We start from the raw sequence: 15,699 nt of genomic DNA, 5'->3' as shown, positions 1-15,699 counted from the left end.
TTAGGGTATCCTGCCTCCATGAATCGACGTCCTGAAACGACAGCCCATCTTCAGTACCGCGTTCCAGCCGTGCGCCATCTGGCATGGATGTGTCATGCGCCCCAGCTTATCAGTTCTCCCATGGGATTTGATCCAGAAAATCACCTTCCGGAAGATACCGATGAACGCCTGCGAGACTGGGACAACGCCCCTCAACATGGCCCCGAAGTGCTCACAGAACAGCCGGCGCGAAGGCTCGGGCACTACTTTGAGCGCTTGTACGAGTGCCTGATGCAAAATCTCCTGGGATGGGACATCCTGCTCAAGAACCAGCCAGTTCGCAGCAACGGCATCACTCTGGGTGAACTGGATTTTCTGGTCCGCAATCCTGCGGATAACGTTGTCGAACACCACGAAATAGCCGTGAAATTCTACCTCGGCCATCAGGATGCCACTCAGGACAGGCCGCTCTGGTACGGGCCTAATGCTCGGGACCGGCTGGATATCAAAACACGGCGACTGACGGACCACCAGAGCCAATTGACGGAAAGACCCGAGGCTCGCAACCTGCTGGCATCTCTGGGCATCGAAACGCCCGTGCGGCCCAGAGTTTTCATGCCCGGCTATCTGTTCTACCCCCTATCCACCCCCCTGTCACCACCAGACAGCATTCCGGCAGGACACCTACGTGGTGACTGGCTCTATATCGACGAAATGGATGAGGCAGGCAGGGTAGAAATCAGTGACAGGAAACGATGGATCCCACTGATTAAACCTCACTGGTTAGGCCCCTGGCGCCAACAGGAGACGCCAGACCCGCAGAGCACCGAAGAGGCATTGGCTGTGGTCCGCTCGGCCGGCATTCCCCGCCTGTTTGCGGTACTGGAACTGTCACCTGAAGACGGCTACTGGCGTGAGACCTCCCGGGTTTTTGTGGTTCCGAGTGCTTGGCCGGGAGCGCATGACCTGGGCTGAACAGCAACTGACTATATCGCCTCCAGCTCCACCCGGTTACGGCCACCCTCCTTACTGCGATAGAGCGCACGGTCCGCACGACTGACGGCGGAATTCAGGTTGTCGCCCCGGCGAAACTCGCTGACTCCGGCACTGATGGTCAGGTCGATGGGCTCATCGGTTGTCGCCAGCCAGTCGTGAGCCAGAAGCGCCTTGCGCACACGCTCCGCACTGGCTTGGGCACTATCCAGGCCAGTGTCTGGAAGCACAACGAGAAATTCCTCACCGCCCCAGCGGGAGATCAGGTCCTGAGTGCGCAACTGGGCCTCAATGATATTGGCGACTTCAATCAATACCCGATCACCAATCTCGTGCCCGTGACGGTCATTGATAGCCTTGAAATGGTCAATATCGAGCACCAGGAACGCAACCGGGTGCCCCGTCCTCCCGAAGCGCGCCAGTTCCTTTTCCGCAAGATAGGTCACATGACGCCGGTTGAAGAGGCCCGTCAACGAGTCGGTTGTTGCCATCCGCCGCAGTTTCCGGTGTGCCGTGGTCACCATGGTGAGATAGAAAAACGACAGATAGCTGAACATGGCGAACACCACACTCAGGTTGAACAGATAAACGGCAAGCAGGGCTCCGGGGGCAATGGGCTGCAGGGGCTCGATAATCCACATGACCAGGTGCAGGGCGATGTAATAGCTCCACAACGCCATCAGGCAGACCATCGCCGCGCGCAACGTCAGGCTGACGAACAGCGCCGGAATAAACATCAGCAGGTAATAGTGAAAGCCACTGTCCCAACCGATAAACACAATTCCCAGCCCGGCGTGAATAATCACTTCCGCCCAAATCAGGCCAATGGCAAGACCGTTCTGCTTGTTCCCCAGTGCCCGGTAAGCAACCACGTACATGGCGACACTCACAACGTTCACCCATGCCAGTAGCGGTGAACCGAGGATATGAAAAAGAAAGAAGAACGCCACATCAACTGTGGCTGCAATCTGGCAACACCGCCTGGCCATCTGCCAGAACTGTGGACGAAGCTCCCTGATTGGTTCCCTGGCAGACATGGATCTGGCCTGACTCATAAACAGTAACTTCCAAAACGGTTGTCTTCAGGTTACCCCGAAAATTACAAACCTGCTCATCACAAACGTAAAATACTGAAAATCTTTGAAACAACTACTATGCGCAGCATGACGCTCCATGCAGCCAGCACCCTGCTTCGATAATCGGTTTGTGGCAGAATAATCCACATCAACAATGAGATGATGGGCCACAATCATGGACGACCACAGCCAGTTCCGGCTGCTTTCCGAGCGACGCTTCCTGCCGTTCTTTCTGACGCAGTTTTCAGGGGCCTTCAACGATAACCTGTTCCGCAACATTCTGCTGTTGCTGATCACTTACACCGCTGGCGGCCTGCTAGGCATGCCGATTGATGTGGTGGTGAATATAGCGGCGTTTCTTTTCATCCTGCCCTTTTTCCTTTTTTCCGGCATCGCTGGCCAACTGGCGGACAAGTATGAAAAATCGCGAGTGATCCGCTGGGTGAAGTTGGCTGAAATAGCCATCATGGCGCTGGCGGCCGCCGGGCTCTGGGTCGGCTGGTACGAATCGATGCTGCTGTTGTTGTTTCTGATGGGCGTGCAATCCACCTTCTTCGGCCCGGTGAAGTACGCCATCCTGCCCCAGGTGCTTCGGGACGATGAACTGGTGGGTGGCAACGCCCTGGTGGAAATGGGCACTTTCGTGGCCATTCTGGTGGGCACACTTACCGCAGGACTGCTGATGGGCAGCGACCAGCCGGAGAAACTCGCCGCCATTGGGGTCCTTGCCCTGGCCGTCATTGGCTACCTGGCGGCGCGGCAAGTACCAGTGACCGGCGCCACTAATCCCCACATGACCATACGGCTAAACCCCCTACAGGAAACCTGGCGCCTGATGCGTCTGGCCGCCGAAAACCATTCCGTGCTGTTGTGTATCATGGCCATCTCCTGGTTCTGGTTCTTGGGCGCCGCCTACCTCACTCAGTTTCCCAGCTTCGCCCAGACCGATCTAATGGGCGACGAGACCGTCGTAACCCTGTTGTTGGCGATTTTCACCGTTGGTATTGCTCTGGGCTCCGTCGCCTGTGAGCGGCTTTCCGGACATCGGATAGAATTGGGCATCGTGCCCATCGGCTCCCTCGGCATCAGCCTGTTCGGACTCGACCTCTACTTCAACATGCCCGCCAACCCCGTTCCGACCGACTGGTGGATGATCCTGACCGACAGCCAGCATCGCCAGGTGGCCATTGACCTGCTGGGTATCGGTTTCTTCGGCGGCCTGTTCATCGTGCCTCTCTACGCGTTCGTACAACGGGAAACCCCGGAGGAACGGCGTGCCCGTGTTATTGCAGCACTGAACGTGTTCAACGCCCTGTTCATGGTGGTCAGCGCCATCATGGGCGTCCTGATGCTGGGCGTTATCGGCCTCAGCATCCCCGAATTCTTCCTGGTGCTGTCCATCATGAACCTGATCGTGGCAGGGTTTGTGTACCAACAAGTGCCGGAATTCGCACTCCGGTTCATTATCTGGGTGCTCTCCCACACTCTTTACCGGGTGCACCATGAAGGCCTGCATCGCATTCCCGAAGAAGGCCCCGTATTGCTGGTCTGCAACCACGTTACCTACATGGATGCTCTGGTTATCGGTGGCGCAATCAAGCGGCCGGTTCGATTCGTGATGGACTACCAGATCTTCAAAACACCGATACTCGGCGCGATTTTCAGGCTCGCCAAGACCATTCCCATTGGCTCCCGCAATCGGGTGCCGGAGATCTACGACGCCGCCTTCGAGCGCATTGACGAAGAACTGGATGCCGGCCATGTCGTCTGCATCTTTCCCGAGGGCCGCCTGACCTCCGACGGTGAAGTAGCCACCTTCCGCGGCGGCGTGGATATTATCCTGGAACGACGCCCGGTACCCGTAGTTCCCATGGCACTGCGAGGCCTGTGGGGCAGCTTCTTCAGCCACTGCGGCGGGCCTGCGTTGAAACATTTCCCCAGGCGGTTCTGGTCGCGGATTGAACTCATTGCCGGTGAGCCAGTAACCGCGCAGGAGGCCAATGCGGAAATGTTGGAAGAAAAGGTCAAAGCCCTGAGAGGTAATCACCGCTAGGCATGCCTCAAGGCTGACTGGTTGTAATGATCTGAGCGACTGCTACTCTTTGACTATCCTCAACATTTAGTGCGACCGATCGATGGCGGTGTTGTGAACCACCCCTGCCATCCGGTCAGCACCTGCTTTGGTGGATGGACAAATGGTTAAGCAGGGATCGCCCAGATACGATCGACGACTCATTCGGTTGATCAGGCAGCTATTGAGTCACCTCTACATTACCCTTACAAGTGCACTGATTGCCTGCGCCCTCGCCTTGCCGCTTCAAGCCGACGAAGCGGCTCCGACCATCAGGCTCACCAACGGGCACTGGCCTCCCTACATGGAAGACACCCCACCTCATTTCGGAGTCATTTCCCAGATCGTCACCCTGGCTTTTGCCAACGAAGACATTCCCGTAACCTATGGCTTTTTCCCTTGGTCCCGCGCCCGCCTGCTAGCGGAAAAAGGCCGGTGGGACGGTTCAGTCGCCTGGACATGTCGCAGGAAATTACTCAAGCATTTCCACTTCAGCGACCCCATTGTCGCCCACAACTACGCCCTGTTTCATCGTAAAGACATGGACTTTGACTGGGACGAGGTGAAAGATCTGGAAAGCTACCGGATAGGCCTGACACAGGACTACAACTACGGTGAAGAATTCGAGGAAGCCGTCGCCGCCGGAACTATAAGTGCGGATGTCACCACCTCCGATAAATCCAACTTTCGCAAACTGGCAGCACGCAGAATCGACCTGTTCCCAATGGAGCCCGCGGTGGGAATGGGCATGCTGAAGGAGCTCGGGCTCAGCGACAAAATTACCTTCCACACCACGCCGCTGCAATCGGATTACCTGTATCTGGTTCTGTCCAAGCGGGTGCCTGAGAGTGAGCGCTATCTGGAAGCGTTTAATGAAGGGCTCAGCGAGCTGCGGACGTCCGGCAGGCTGGAGGACTTGATTACGACTTCGCTGCCAAATTTGCCGGCTCGGTATCTGGTGGTGGAGGATAAGGTTCAGTGTGTGGAATGAGGTCGACTACAATGCCTTTCCAGATTGGTTTATTGCGGGTGAAACTGAAGGGCGCCGAGTTACGATTACACCAATCACCTTTTCCGGTATGCCCTCAAAATAAAGCTTGGCTGAATAGCCAGCTCCTTTGAAACCAATAAACTGAATGTTTTCACATTCGGAAATACTAAGTTTCTCAAGCGTTGATTCGAATCCCCAGTTCTCAAATCCAGCACTCAGAACTGAATCGTAGTGTATTTTCATCTGCTCAGCCTCATGCTTCGGCTCGACACTGACAGAAGCTGCATTCACGAACCTAAAATCAGGTGACAAGACTATCTCACGCAAGAATGCGGCATCTGTGCTGTTCGCTCTCGTATAAATAACACTTTCTAGATCTTTCTTGATCATGGACTGAACAGCTCTACCTCCTCCGTTGACCTCTAAGAACCTAGAATCGAACCAGATCTATATATATATAAATTTTATATCCTGCAGTATTTCTTTTTCATCATCCGTCAACTTTAAAGTTGCGACACTTTCTAATTCTTCTAAAATTGCTTTCATTGGCAATATCTTTGGATCGAGAAATAGCAAATCCAATATCCTATTTTTATCCTCTTCTTTTACAACGACTCGACTTATAATTCTCTTCAGGTCACTTTTACATTCATCGATTGTCGGAAACTTCATCATTCCTCCGGTAAAATTTCGAGCTTTCTGAACATTATTGTTTGGCCCTCCGCATGCATTTGAACAGCTCCACCATCGCCATATTTCGGATACGCTTCTGCGAATGGCTCCAATTTATCAGATGCAGGGTTGTCTCCCCCCCAAAATGGAATACGTGAGTTAGGCACCCCGTTTTCGTACAGTTGAAGGGTATCAAACTCTCCCAATAGTCTTGCGTCACTCCATGAATCTGGGCCCAAATCAGGTCCTTTTATCTGAAAAGCGTTTCGTGCTGCACTGCCTGATGAGTATTTTTCGAAACCGAAATATGTCACTGGAGCAGATTTATTCTCCATCGTCATTTCTGCCCATTTGTTTACGGATCCATCATCATTTTTGTACCTCATGTACCTATAACCTGTACTGGGCATAGTTGAATCTGGTCCGCTAGGGCCCACATAAAAATCAGGTCGTGAGCCACTTTCACTCGGGTCATTCTTCGAGACAGAGGTCAGGCCCAACGGATCCACCCACCCCGTAGGATTCGGAACATACTGGTAGTTATTCAATCCGCCCGCAAGCCCAATCGGGTCCGGGGTCAGGAAGCGCCCGGTGTTCGGATTATAGTACCGGTGGCGATTGTAATGCAGGCCGGTTTCCGGGTCGTGGTACTGGCCCTGGAAGCGGATCGGGTTGTCGATTTCGTTGACCAGGGCGCGGACGACGTTGCCGTAGGCGCGGTAAGTTACTGACCAGACAAGGTCGCCCTGGGCGTTGGTGAGTTCCTGGGGGGTGCCCAGGTGGTCCAGATGGTAATAGAAAATGCTGGCCTGTTCGGGGCCGCAGCCGTCTACCAGCGCCAGGGGTTTGAAGGTGTCCGGCTCGTAGAGGTAGGTGCGGTACTGGTCGCCGGTTTCCTCGGCGATCAGGCGGTCGCCCTGCCAGAGGAATTCGGTCCGGGTCAGGCCGTTGGTTTTGGCGATTCGGCGGCCGAAGGCGTCGTATTCGTAGTGCCAGGTGCTGCCATCCGGTTTGGTGACGCTGCTCAGGCGGTGTTCGCAGTCGTAGGCGTACCGGGTGACCAGTTTCTGGTCCTTACCACGGCGTTCTTCAGTCAGGTTGCCGAATTCGTCGTATTCGTAGTGGCAGTCGCCATGCATGGTGAGCCGGTTGCCGCGTACGTTGGCGGTGTTTCCACTGGCTGGGCTTTGGCTTTGTTCCAGCAGGTTGCCGGCTGGGTCGTGGATCAGTTGTTCGTAGAGGTCGCCGCGCACGCCAACCAACCGGTCCATGGGATCGTAGACGTATTCCCGCAGGCCTTTGCGGCTGTCCTGGATGGCTTTTAGGTTGCCGTTTGGATCGTACTGGTAATCCCGCTGGGCGGCGATGTCCTTGATGCGCCCCTGGTGCACCCGGTGCTGGGTCAGGCGGCCTTCTTCATCGTAAACATAGGCACTCAGCAGGTCGCCCTGTTGGCGTTCGATTTCCTCGCCGGTGGAAGCCATGCGATGGCGGGTTAGTGGTTTTCCGTTGAGGTCGATACAAGATAGAAGGCCAGATTTATCATGCTGGTAAGTCAGCGACTGACCATCCGGGAGCACCATGCCGCGCAGGCGGTCCATCTCGTCGTACTGGTAACGAAGGGTCGCCCAGCCCTGGTGCTCCGTTGTCAGCAGGCCGAATTCATCGTACTCAAAGGCCAATGGCCAGCGCCCGTCATCCACAGCGGTCAGCTTACCGTCGGCGTTGTAGCCATACTGGATTTCGCGGCCGTCTGGCAGCACTTTTTTCAGTAATTGACCGAGCTCATCCCGTTCGTAGGCCGTGGTCTGCAGTACGTCTGTGGACGTGCCGTACTCGGCTTTTTCGATCAGGTGACCGTTCAGGTCGTACTGGTAAGCCGTCCTGTGACCGTCGAAAGCCGTTTCCTGTTTGACCAGACCGTTCGGGTAATAGTCGATGCGATACTCTTCACCCTGTTCGTTCTCGATGTGGGTGAGCAGGAAGCGGTGGTGATCATACCGGTAGCGCAATTCGCTGCCGTCCGGGTTAATGCGTCGGGTCAGCAGATGGAGGTTATTGCCGTATTCGTATCGGGTTTCCCGGCCTTTCTCGTCAACAAAGCGCGTTACTTTGTTGTAGTGATTGTAGTGGTACTGTCGGCGCCGGTTGCCGGAAAGGATTTCGTCGGTCACCCGCCCCAGGCCATCGTACTCATAGCGGGTAATGGTGCCCCGGGCGTCCTTCTTCGCCAGTAGCTGGCCGAATTCATCGTACCGGTATTGGTAAAAAGCGCCGGTGGGGGTGGTTTCCTCGATCAGTTGGCCATGGTTGTTCCAGCCCCATTTGTGGGTTCGTCCGTCGGGCAGATTTACCTGTGTCAGTTGACCCTGTGAGTTGTAGTTGTAGCGGGTGGCGCGCCCCTTTGGATCGGTTTCGCGGGCAAGGTCACCGTATCGGGTATAATCGAACGCCCAGGTCTGGCCGCTGCGGTGGATTTCCGCGATCCGCCCTTTGCGATAGGTGAAGAGGACAGGCTGGCCGTCGGGGCCGGTTTTACCCTGCAGGCGTCCGTTGCTGTCGTACTGGTATTCCGTGCGGGCGCCCATGGGGTCAACGGTGGCTTGTAGGTGGCCTTTGTCATTGTATTCGCTGACGTGTTTGGCGCCGTCCGGGTCGATCTTTTCCTGCAGCTGGGCGTCGCCATCGTAGTGCCAGATTTCCTTGCTGCCGTCCACGTAGCTGACGGTGCAGGCATGGTTGTCGTCATCCCATTCAAACCGGGTATCAACCTGAGCACTGTCACCCCACTGGTGAACGCAACGCCCTTTGGGCGAAGCTTCGTCCCATTCCAGATAGAAGCTATATCCTCCGGCAAGCTGACGGCTGGTCAGCATGTGGTTGTCATAACCGTAGCGTTCGATGCCATCGACCGCATCTTCAGCCGCGATCAGGTCATCACCGTCATCGTATTCGTAACGGCGCTCTGTCCGAAGTGTCTGCCATTGATAGCCAGTGTCTGTGAGTTTGCGCCGCAGCCGGGTAACGGCTTTGAGATATGGACCGTCAAATTCGAAGGCAAGGGCGCCTCCAACATCACTGACCACTCTCTCCAACTGGCCGTGGAGGTCATAGCCAACCTGTAGTTTGTTGCCGTACCGGTCGGAAATCTGCGCCAGAATGCCGTGATCGCCCTCACGGCGGAAGTGATAGCGCGGTGCTTTTTCCCCGGCGCAGACAACAATGTACTCACCCTCTTTCCAGGCTGCCATGCCGGTCTGGGAATTGGTGCCGAAGGGCGCACTGTCGAGCTCGGGCAGTCGGGTATTCTTGCCTTCGTGGTCGTGCCAGGTAACGCTGCCGCCATCAAAACTCAGGCTGTGGTTCAGGCTGTGGCGCCAGCCGTACCCCATATCCAGGCGGCGATCACTACTACCGGAGCGATACACTCTTTTGAACTCGAAGGGCAACGGGCCGCTGAGGCGCGCATCTGTCAGCTCAAGCACCTCTTCACCGGTAACCGTGCTGATCGGGTCCTCCACGCTTTCCGTGGATTCATTGTCCTGCGTGACCCGGCCCTGATCGGTTTCAGAGGGCGATGGATCATCCCGCACGGGAGCGTTGCTGGCCTCACTGGCGGCAGCATGATCACGGCCTCCAGCCTGCAAATTCACAACCTCGTCATCGTCAGCGATCTGCTGATACATTGCATTCCGATTCCGAACGTCCGGGCCGGGTTGGGTGCTGGACGGGTTCAAGCGGCTACCACCGGCTATCTGGATAGCGCGGTGATTGGTACCGATATCCTCCATGAAATCCTGGAACTCCCTGGCGAACTGGCCAAGGAATTCCCCGAGAATGTTTTTGTTGGTGCGTGCGCCATCCGCCACATTCATCGCGCCCGCAACCGTTTTACTGCCAATACGGACGCCGTATTTGGCGGCAAGGCCGGCACCGCCGGTAATAATCAGCCCGACGACCACGTCGAACAGAATCTGCCCAACCAGCTCACCCGAGACTTCGGCTACCTGCGTTGGTGACAGAAGCCGGAAGTACTGGCGAACGGTATACATTACTAGGAACAGGAAGATTTCATCGTTGGCGACCAGGCAGGCTTTCAGGTAGGCGTCATCGGCTTTTTTCAGGGTTTCCATCTGCTCCTGAAGGTCGTCCGGCAGGTTGCTGAAGTCGTAGTCCAGCAAGCCGCAGATTACATCGTAAATACGACGAATATCATCCAAAACAGCGGTAAAGCCATCAGCGATACCTTCCTGAAGGCGACCGTAAACGGCCAGCGACTGTTCCGTGGAACTCATAGACAGATAACTGTCCCATTCCTGGCGGGCGCCGTTGTTCCAGGTGTTTTCCAGCAAGGCGCAGCACCGATCTATAAAGCCCTCGTACGTTTGATAGAGAGCATCCATCTCTGCCTGAGAGACATCAGGGGACATTACCACCCGGTATTCCTTCCCCGGTGTCACCGGCACCTCCGCCACACCATTTTCATCAGTGGTGCCGCTGTGAATCGTGTCCCAGCTATCAAACACCCATCCGGTATTTTCCTGGATCTGGAAACGTGTGGACGGTATCGGGGTTTTGCTCACATTCTCGTGGAAGTGGGCAATTTTGATCTTGCGGGTTTCTTCGCAGGGTGCAACGGTGGACGAAACAATCTCGTTTTCACCAACGTCTTCACGGTTGTTCTCACCGTTGACCTCCAAAACCTGCTCGTGGCCCATGAAAATCGATGAGAACCAGCCATCACGCCAGTCATCGTAGGAACTGGCAAGGGATTCCCGAAGCTCCCGGGTAATGGCATTGATATCCGGAAGTGCGCCGGATGTCTGTTCTGAAGCCTGAAGAGCCGTCCGTGACTCGATCATTGATTCATCCTCAATCAGTGTGCGCCCTGCAATGCCTCACGCATCAGGGCTTCGTGTATGGTTTGCACGTGTTCCGGAGACAATTCGGTGACGACATCACCGCTGGTCAACCGCCGCAAATGACGTTCAACTTTCTGACGGGCGATGGGCTCTGGATAACGAACCAAGGGTGTCTGCTTTTTCTTGCCGAGCGCCGAAACCGTATTGTCCACCAACTGTTCCCAACACAGGACTGCAATTTTTTTCAGGGCGTCGGCGGGCAGTGAGAACCACGGGAACTCTTGTGCCGATCCAGTGGTATCCGGAACACTCGGATGGTCAATGACCTCACCCTCTGGAAGCACGATGGTTGCGATCGGCCCCATCAAATGGGCGCGGCAGATGTCATCAACGCTATGCAGAATCGCGCCAAAATACCGGGCGTCCCAGTATCGAAAGAACACCTCTTGCCGGTCTGGCAGGAGAATCTTGGTCAGGCTACGGATGTGGCCGAATACCTCTTCAAGCGTGGCGTTACTCACCAATCCCCAGCCCCAGTCGGTACTGTCGGTTTCGTCAATCCAGCCCAGGAATGCGCTGGTTTCCGTCACCTGCGCCAGGAACGGCATCACTTCGTGCCAACCGGCGTATTGCGTGCCCTGAAACAACGGGAGAGCAGTCAGGCCATCCGTCGCGTAAAAATGGCGAACCGGCTTCGCGGCACTGGTGCCACTCAATACGAGATAGACGGAGCTCTCGGGATCAGCCTGTTCGCAAACGTCGTTAAGGCATGACCAGAAACCCTGCAATTCAGACATCACACACCCCGTCCCGACACTTCACACACTCTTCACAGAATGGTGCATCCGACATCAGGTTATTGAACTGTGGTGCGGTGAGGGGCACCTCCGGCAAAGCTGCTGGTTCAATAGCCTGATGAACCAGCCCTTCCAAATCCTGCGGCATTTCCGCCATCACCACACCCTGCCCGGAACCACTGCCCGGCGAACCACCGGAATTGATCTTGATACCCGGCCCCGCCAGGGTCACGCCGCTCGGGTCCAGTTTCAGCAGGCTGCCACCGGCGGAAATGGTGAGTTCCGCTCCGGCATCCAGCACCACTTTGGCGCCCGCCTTGTGATGAATTTCGGTGCCAGCTTCGCTGAGCGTGCCCTGGGCGGACTTTTGGTGGAAGGTGCCACCAATGTTCTGGCTGCAGTCACCGCCGACAGTCTCTCGTCTTTCACCGTCCACCGTGCAGTGATCATCGCCCTTGATGTAGCTGAACTCATTGCTGTCCACCGTTCGATGGCTATCGTTTTTAACCACCTCGGTACGGTTGTTTTCACTCAGCAAGTCCAGGTCTTTCTGGGCGTGGACGTAGATCTGTTCCTTGTCCGCTTCGTCCTCAAATCGCAGTTCGTTGCTGCCCTCACCCTTGTGGGTCTGGGTTTTTAGTGTGGTGCGGGTCTTGTGCTCCGGCAGCGCGTACGGCGGGGTGTTGGTGGCGTGATAGGTTCTTCCAGTAATGATCGGCTGGTCCGGGTCGCCGTCCAGGAAGCTGACAATAACTTCGTTGCCGATTCTTGGCAGGGCCATGAAGCCATACTGGCCACCGGCCCAGCCCTGGCTGACTCTTAACCAGGCGCTGCTGTGTTCGTCGTTTTTGCTGTAGCGGTCCCAGGGGAATCGCACTTTGACCCTGCCGTATTCGTCGCAGTGGATCTCTTCGCCTTCAGGGCCGGTGACGAGGGCGATCTGGGGGCCGTCCATCAGGGGGCGGTGTTTGACCTGTGGTCGCCAGGTACGGTCCGCGGGGATGGCATTGAAGGCGTTGTGGTAGGTGGTGGCGCCGTTGTTGCCGTCCTCTTCCAGGGCCTGGGGCTGTTCGCCGGTATGGCTGATGCGGGTGAACAGCCATTCCCGGTTGAGGCGTGGGTTGTCGTGCTCGGTGAGTTCGACTTTGGCGCCCACGGTGAAGTCGGGGCGATTGCTCTGGCCGTTGGCGGTGGCGGCGTCGTTTCTCAGGGCATCCAGTCGGGTTTCGGTAAAGGGCTGGCCGCTGGCGTCCTGTTTGAAGCGGCCGGGGTAGTCGTAGTGTTGATAGTCTTCCCGCTGGCCTTCAAGTTTGTCGGCCTGGTGTTCGTGCATTAAGGCATAGGCGGGGTTCTTGAAGGTGTAGTCCTTCATGGCCACGGATGCGGCTCTTACCCTTTCCTGGTAGCTAAACTGGAAAACCGTGCTCTGGCGGGTACTGCCGCCAGCCTTGCCGTTGTATTCCACCGGATCAAGTTTCGGGGCGTCGCCATGGTGGTCGGCGATGATCAGGGCGGGCTGTTCGTTGCCTTCCACGTCGCCGTGGTTGAAGCGATAGTGCCAGCCTTCTTCGGCGGCCAGGCGTTCGACAAAGGCCAGGTCGCTTTCCCGATGCTGGACACAGTATTCCCGTTCTTCGGGAGAACGCTTCAGATCAAACACGGTGTCGATGAGGCCCCGCTCTTCCAGCAGGGTGCGCACGATGGCATCGGTACTCTGGGTCTGGAAGATGCGGCTGTTGTGCATCAGGCCCAGTCGCCACAGCGGGGGCTGGACGATGACGTCGTAACGGGTACGGCGATGGCCGGAGTCGCCCCGGATGAATTCGTTGACCACACCGTGGAAGCGCCGAAGGGGCACGCCGTCCTGCCAGACCACCAGCTCCATGGGCTGTTCCAGAAGGTCTTCGGGGGCGATGTCGGGTGAGGTACTGGCCAGCTCCAGCTTGCAGTAGCAGAGCCTGGAAAGATACTCGGTCAGTTCAAAGCGGGCGACCACGAACAAGTCTTTGGGGAGTTGGCCAAGGGTGGCCGTGAACTGCAGTCCGGTTGCCTGGGGCATGTCTTCGGTCCCTGAAGAAGTCTGAAATTTGAGTCAATCAACAAACGGCTCGTCCTGAGCTTTGGTGATTATAACGATCAGGCTGGAGAATGTAACCCCGGTTCCTCAAAGCCGGGATGTTGACCTCAAAACGAATCTACTGCACTCTAATCTGGTTTCATAATGCAACCGGAGATGATTTGTGAGCAACCATACCAATCGAGCGGTGATTCTCAAACAGCGTCCTCAAGGCGAAATTCAGGAAGGCGATCTGGCACTGGAAGAACGGCCAGTCCGCGAACTGAAGGAAGGCGAAGTTCTGGCCAAGGTGTTATGGCTGTCCCTGGACCCCTACATGCGCCCCCGTATGAACGATGCCAAGGGCTACATGGACCCTATTGGCCTTGATGAGGTGATCGTTGGCGAGAGCGTTGCGCGGATTGTCGAGTCCCGTTCAAACGATCTCAAGGTCGGTGATCTGGTGACCTGTTACTCGGGCTGGCAGGAGTACGTAGTGTTCCCCGGCAATGCCGAGATGGTCTACAAGATTGACCCGAAGGACAATGTGCCTCTGCAGACCTACCTTGGCGTAGCGGGCATGCCTGGCCGTACCGGCTACTGTGGCCTGATGTATGTGGGCAAGCCAGCGAAGGGTGAAACGGTTGTTGTCTCAGCTGCTTCCGGCCCGGTAGGCACCGTGGTTGGCCAAACCGCCAAAAAAGAAGGTTGTCGCGCAGTGGGTGTGGCCGGCGGCCCGGAGAAATGCCGCTACGTGGTCGAAGAACTGGGCTTTGATGCCTGCGTGGATTACAAGGCTGGCAATCTCGAAGCCGACCTGAAAGCCGCCTGTCCCGATGGCATCGACATCTATTTTGAAAACGTGGGCGGAGCGGTGACCCGTGCCGTTGCACCGTTGCTCAATCCTGGCGCGCGGGTACCTATCTGCGGCTTCGTGTCTGCCTACAACGCCGAAGACATGGGCTCAGTGGAAACACCTTTCCACGTGCTCAAGGCGCTCGACCCAGTGCCGGAGCACCGCTTCTTCCTGGTCACAGAGTGGCAGGATAAACATCAGGAAATCACCAACATCCTGACGGACCGCGTGGCCTCCGGAGAACTCAAATACCACGAGACCGTCGCGGAAGGCCTGGAAAATGCGCCGGAAGCCTTCAAGGGTATGCTGAAAGGGAAAAACTTCGGCAAACAGTTGGTGCACATCGCCGACTGATCCGGAAAACCTCCAGGGAAGGAGGTTTAACCGACAACCTGCAACAGCACTTTCCCGGTATTCCTGTTCTCCGCCACGTAGGCCATGGCTTCTCCAGCCTTCTCGATGGGCCAGGCGCTGTCGATCACGGGATCAATCTGCCGCGCACTGAGCAATGGCCAGACATGCTTGTACAGAGCACTCATGACGTCGCCCTTGTCCGCAACGGGCCGGGAACGCAGGGTTGAGCCAATCAGACGATGCCGCTTCATCAGCATCAGCCCCAGATCCACTTCCGCCATGCGGCCGCCCATCAGGCCAATGAGTATGATTCGGCCATCCATATTCAGCACTTTCTGGTCTTCGGCAATGTAGTTGCCGCCAACCGGGTCCAGCACCATATCCACCCCGCCCCAGGATTTGATGGCATCAACGAATGAGCCGTCTTTTCGGTTCCAGACGCCACTGGCACCCAACTTCCTGCAAACTTCGAGCTTATCGTTGTCACCGGCCGTGGCAAACACGGGGTTGCCGAGCGCCGTCGCCAACTGAATGACAGCCGTACCAAGACCACTGGCGGCGGCATGCACCAGCACTTTCTCACCGGGCTTGAGTGCGGCTTCGTGATAGAGATTCAGCCAGGCAGTCGCGAACACTTCCGGAATGGCGGCGGCCTCTTTCAGGGTGTAGCCCTTGGGAATGGGCAACACCTGAACCGCAGGCACCACCACATGGGTGGCATAACCTCCGCCAGTGAGCAGAGCACAGACTTCATCACCAGGTTTGAGGTGATGAACGCCCTCTCCCACCCTGGAGATAACCCCGCTGACTTCGAGGCCCAGAATGTCCGACGCGCCGGGCGGCGGCGGATACACACCGGCCTTCTGCATCAGGTCCGCACGGTTGATCGCGGTCCACGCAATATCAATAGCCACATGACTCTCGGGCACTTCGGAAGGCGCTTCATACGCCTCCCAGCTCAGTGTGTCGCCACTGACCTTGATGGCTCTCAT

At 56.5% G+C, this 15,699-nt stretch carries 11 protein-coding genes; 4 read left to right on the top strand and 7 right to left on the bottom strand.

Annotated features, from left to right (window positions below; genetic code table 11):
* Positions 1-18: 18 nt before the first annotated feature.
* A complete protein-coding gene (locus AC0B60_RS02340) occupies positions 19-954 on the top strand; it encodes a DUF1853 family protein (RefSeq protein WP_465083672.1) in 936 nt (311 codons plus the stop codon).
* An 11-nt stretch (positions 955-965) separates the two neighbouring features.
* On the opposite strand, the gene AC0B60_RS02335 is transcribed toward AC0B60_RS02340, so the two are convergent.
* Complete coding sequence (locus tag AC0B60_RS02335) at positions 966-2,027, bottom strand: GGDEF domain-containing protein (RefSeq protein ID WP_465083670.1); 1,062 nt, start codon at positions 2,025-2,027, stop codon at positions 966-968.
* Between the two features lie 196 nt (positions 2,028-2,223).
* Here AC0B60_RS02335 and AC0B60_RS02330 point away from each other — a divergent pair, with 196 nt between their 5' ends.
* Together AC0B60_RS02330 and AC0B60_RS02325 are read left to right on the top strand one after the other, a co-directional pair.
* On the top strand, positions 2,224-4,101 hold the full coding sequence (locus AC0B60_RS02330; protein ID WP_465083669.1) for an MFS transporter: 1,878 nt from the start codon (positions 2,224-2,226) through the stop codon (positions 4,099-4,101).
* A 142-nt stretch (positions 4,102-4,243) separates the two neighbouring features.
* Positions 4,244-5,110 (top strand): substrate-binding periplasmic protein, encoded by an 867-nt coding sequence (locus AC0B60_RS02325; RefSeq protein ID WP_465083667.1) that lies wholly within the window; start codon positions 4,244-4,246, stop codon positions 5,108-5,110.
* A 6-nt stretch (positions 5,111-5,116) separates the two neighbouring features.
* On the opposite strand, the gene AC0B60_RS02320 is transcribed toward AC0B60_RS02325, so the two are convergent.
* The 5 genes from AC0B60_RS02320 to AC0B60_RS02300 are packed head-to-tail and all read right to left on the bottom strand — an operon-like array spanning position 5,117 to position 13,500.
* Positions 5,117-5,500 carry a hypothetical protein gene (locus AC0B60_RS02320; protein ID WP_465083665.1) on the bottom strand — a complete coding sequence of 128 codons (384 nt, stop codon included), beginning with the start codon at positions 5,498-5,500 and terminating at the stop codon, positions 5,117-5,119.
* 57 nt (positions 5,501-5,557) lie between these two features.
* Positions 5,558-5,782 carry a hypothetical protein gene (locus tag AC0B60_RS02315; RefSeq protein WP_465083664.1) on the bottom strand — a complete coding sequence of 75 codons (225 nt, stop codon included), beginning with the start codon at positions 5,780-5,782 and terminating at the stop codon, positions 5,558-5,560.
* Positions 5,782-10,644, bottom strand: a complete 4,863-nt coding sequence (locus tag AC0B60_RS02310; protein ID WP_465083662.1) for an RHS repeat-associated core domain-containing protein — start codon at positions 10,642-10,644, stop codon at positions 5,782-5,784. The genes AC0B60_RS02315 and AC0B60_RS02310 overlap by 1 nt, the downstream gene beginning before the upstream one ends.
* A 14-nt stretch (positions 10,645-10,658) precedes the next feature.
* Positions 10,659-11,441, bottom strand: a complete 783-nt coding sequence (locus tag AC0B60_RS02305; RefSeq protein ID WP_465083660.1) for a DUF4123 domain-containing protein — start codon at positions 11,439-11,441, stop codon at positions 10,659-10,661.
* The gene (locus tag AC0B60_RS02300; protein ID WP_465083659.1) at positions 11,434-13,500 is read right to left on the bottom strand and encodes a type VI secretion system Vgr family protein; all 2,067 of its coding nucleotides are present in this window, start codon (positions 13,498-13,500) and stop codon (positions 11,434-11,436) included. Before AC0B60_RS02300 ends, AC0B60_RS02305 begins: the two co-directional genes overlap by 8 nt.
* Positions 13,501-13,681: 181 nt before the next feature.
* On the opposite strand from AC0B60_RS02300, the gene AC0B60_RS02295 reads away from it, so the two are divergent.
* The gene (locus AC0B60_RS02295) at positions 13,682-14,707 is read left to right on the top strand and encodes an NADP-dependent oxidoreductase (protein WP_465083657.1); all 1,026 of its coding nucleotides are present in this window, start codon (positions 13,682-13,684) and stop codon (positions 14,705-14,707) included.
* A gap of 26 nt (positions 14,708-14,733) precedes the next feature.
* Here the strand turns inward: AC0B60_RS02295 and AC0B60_RS02290 are convergent, their stop codons facing one another.
* Positions 14,734-15,699, bottom strand: a complete 966-nt coding sequence (locus AC0B60_RS02290; RefSeq protein ID WP_465083934.1) for an NAD(P)H-quinone oxidoreductase — start codon at positions 15,697-15,699, stop codon at positions 14,734-14,736.

This window comes from Marinobacter sp. V34 (assembly GCF_055524115.1).
The sequence above is the reverse complement of the archived record's forward strand: the minus strand, read 5'-3'. Positions and strand labels throughout refer to the sequence as shown.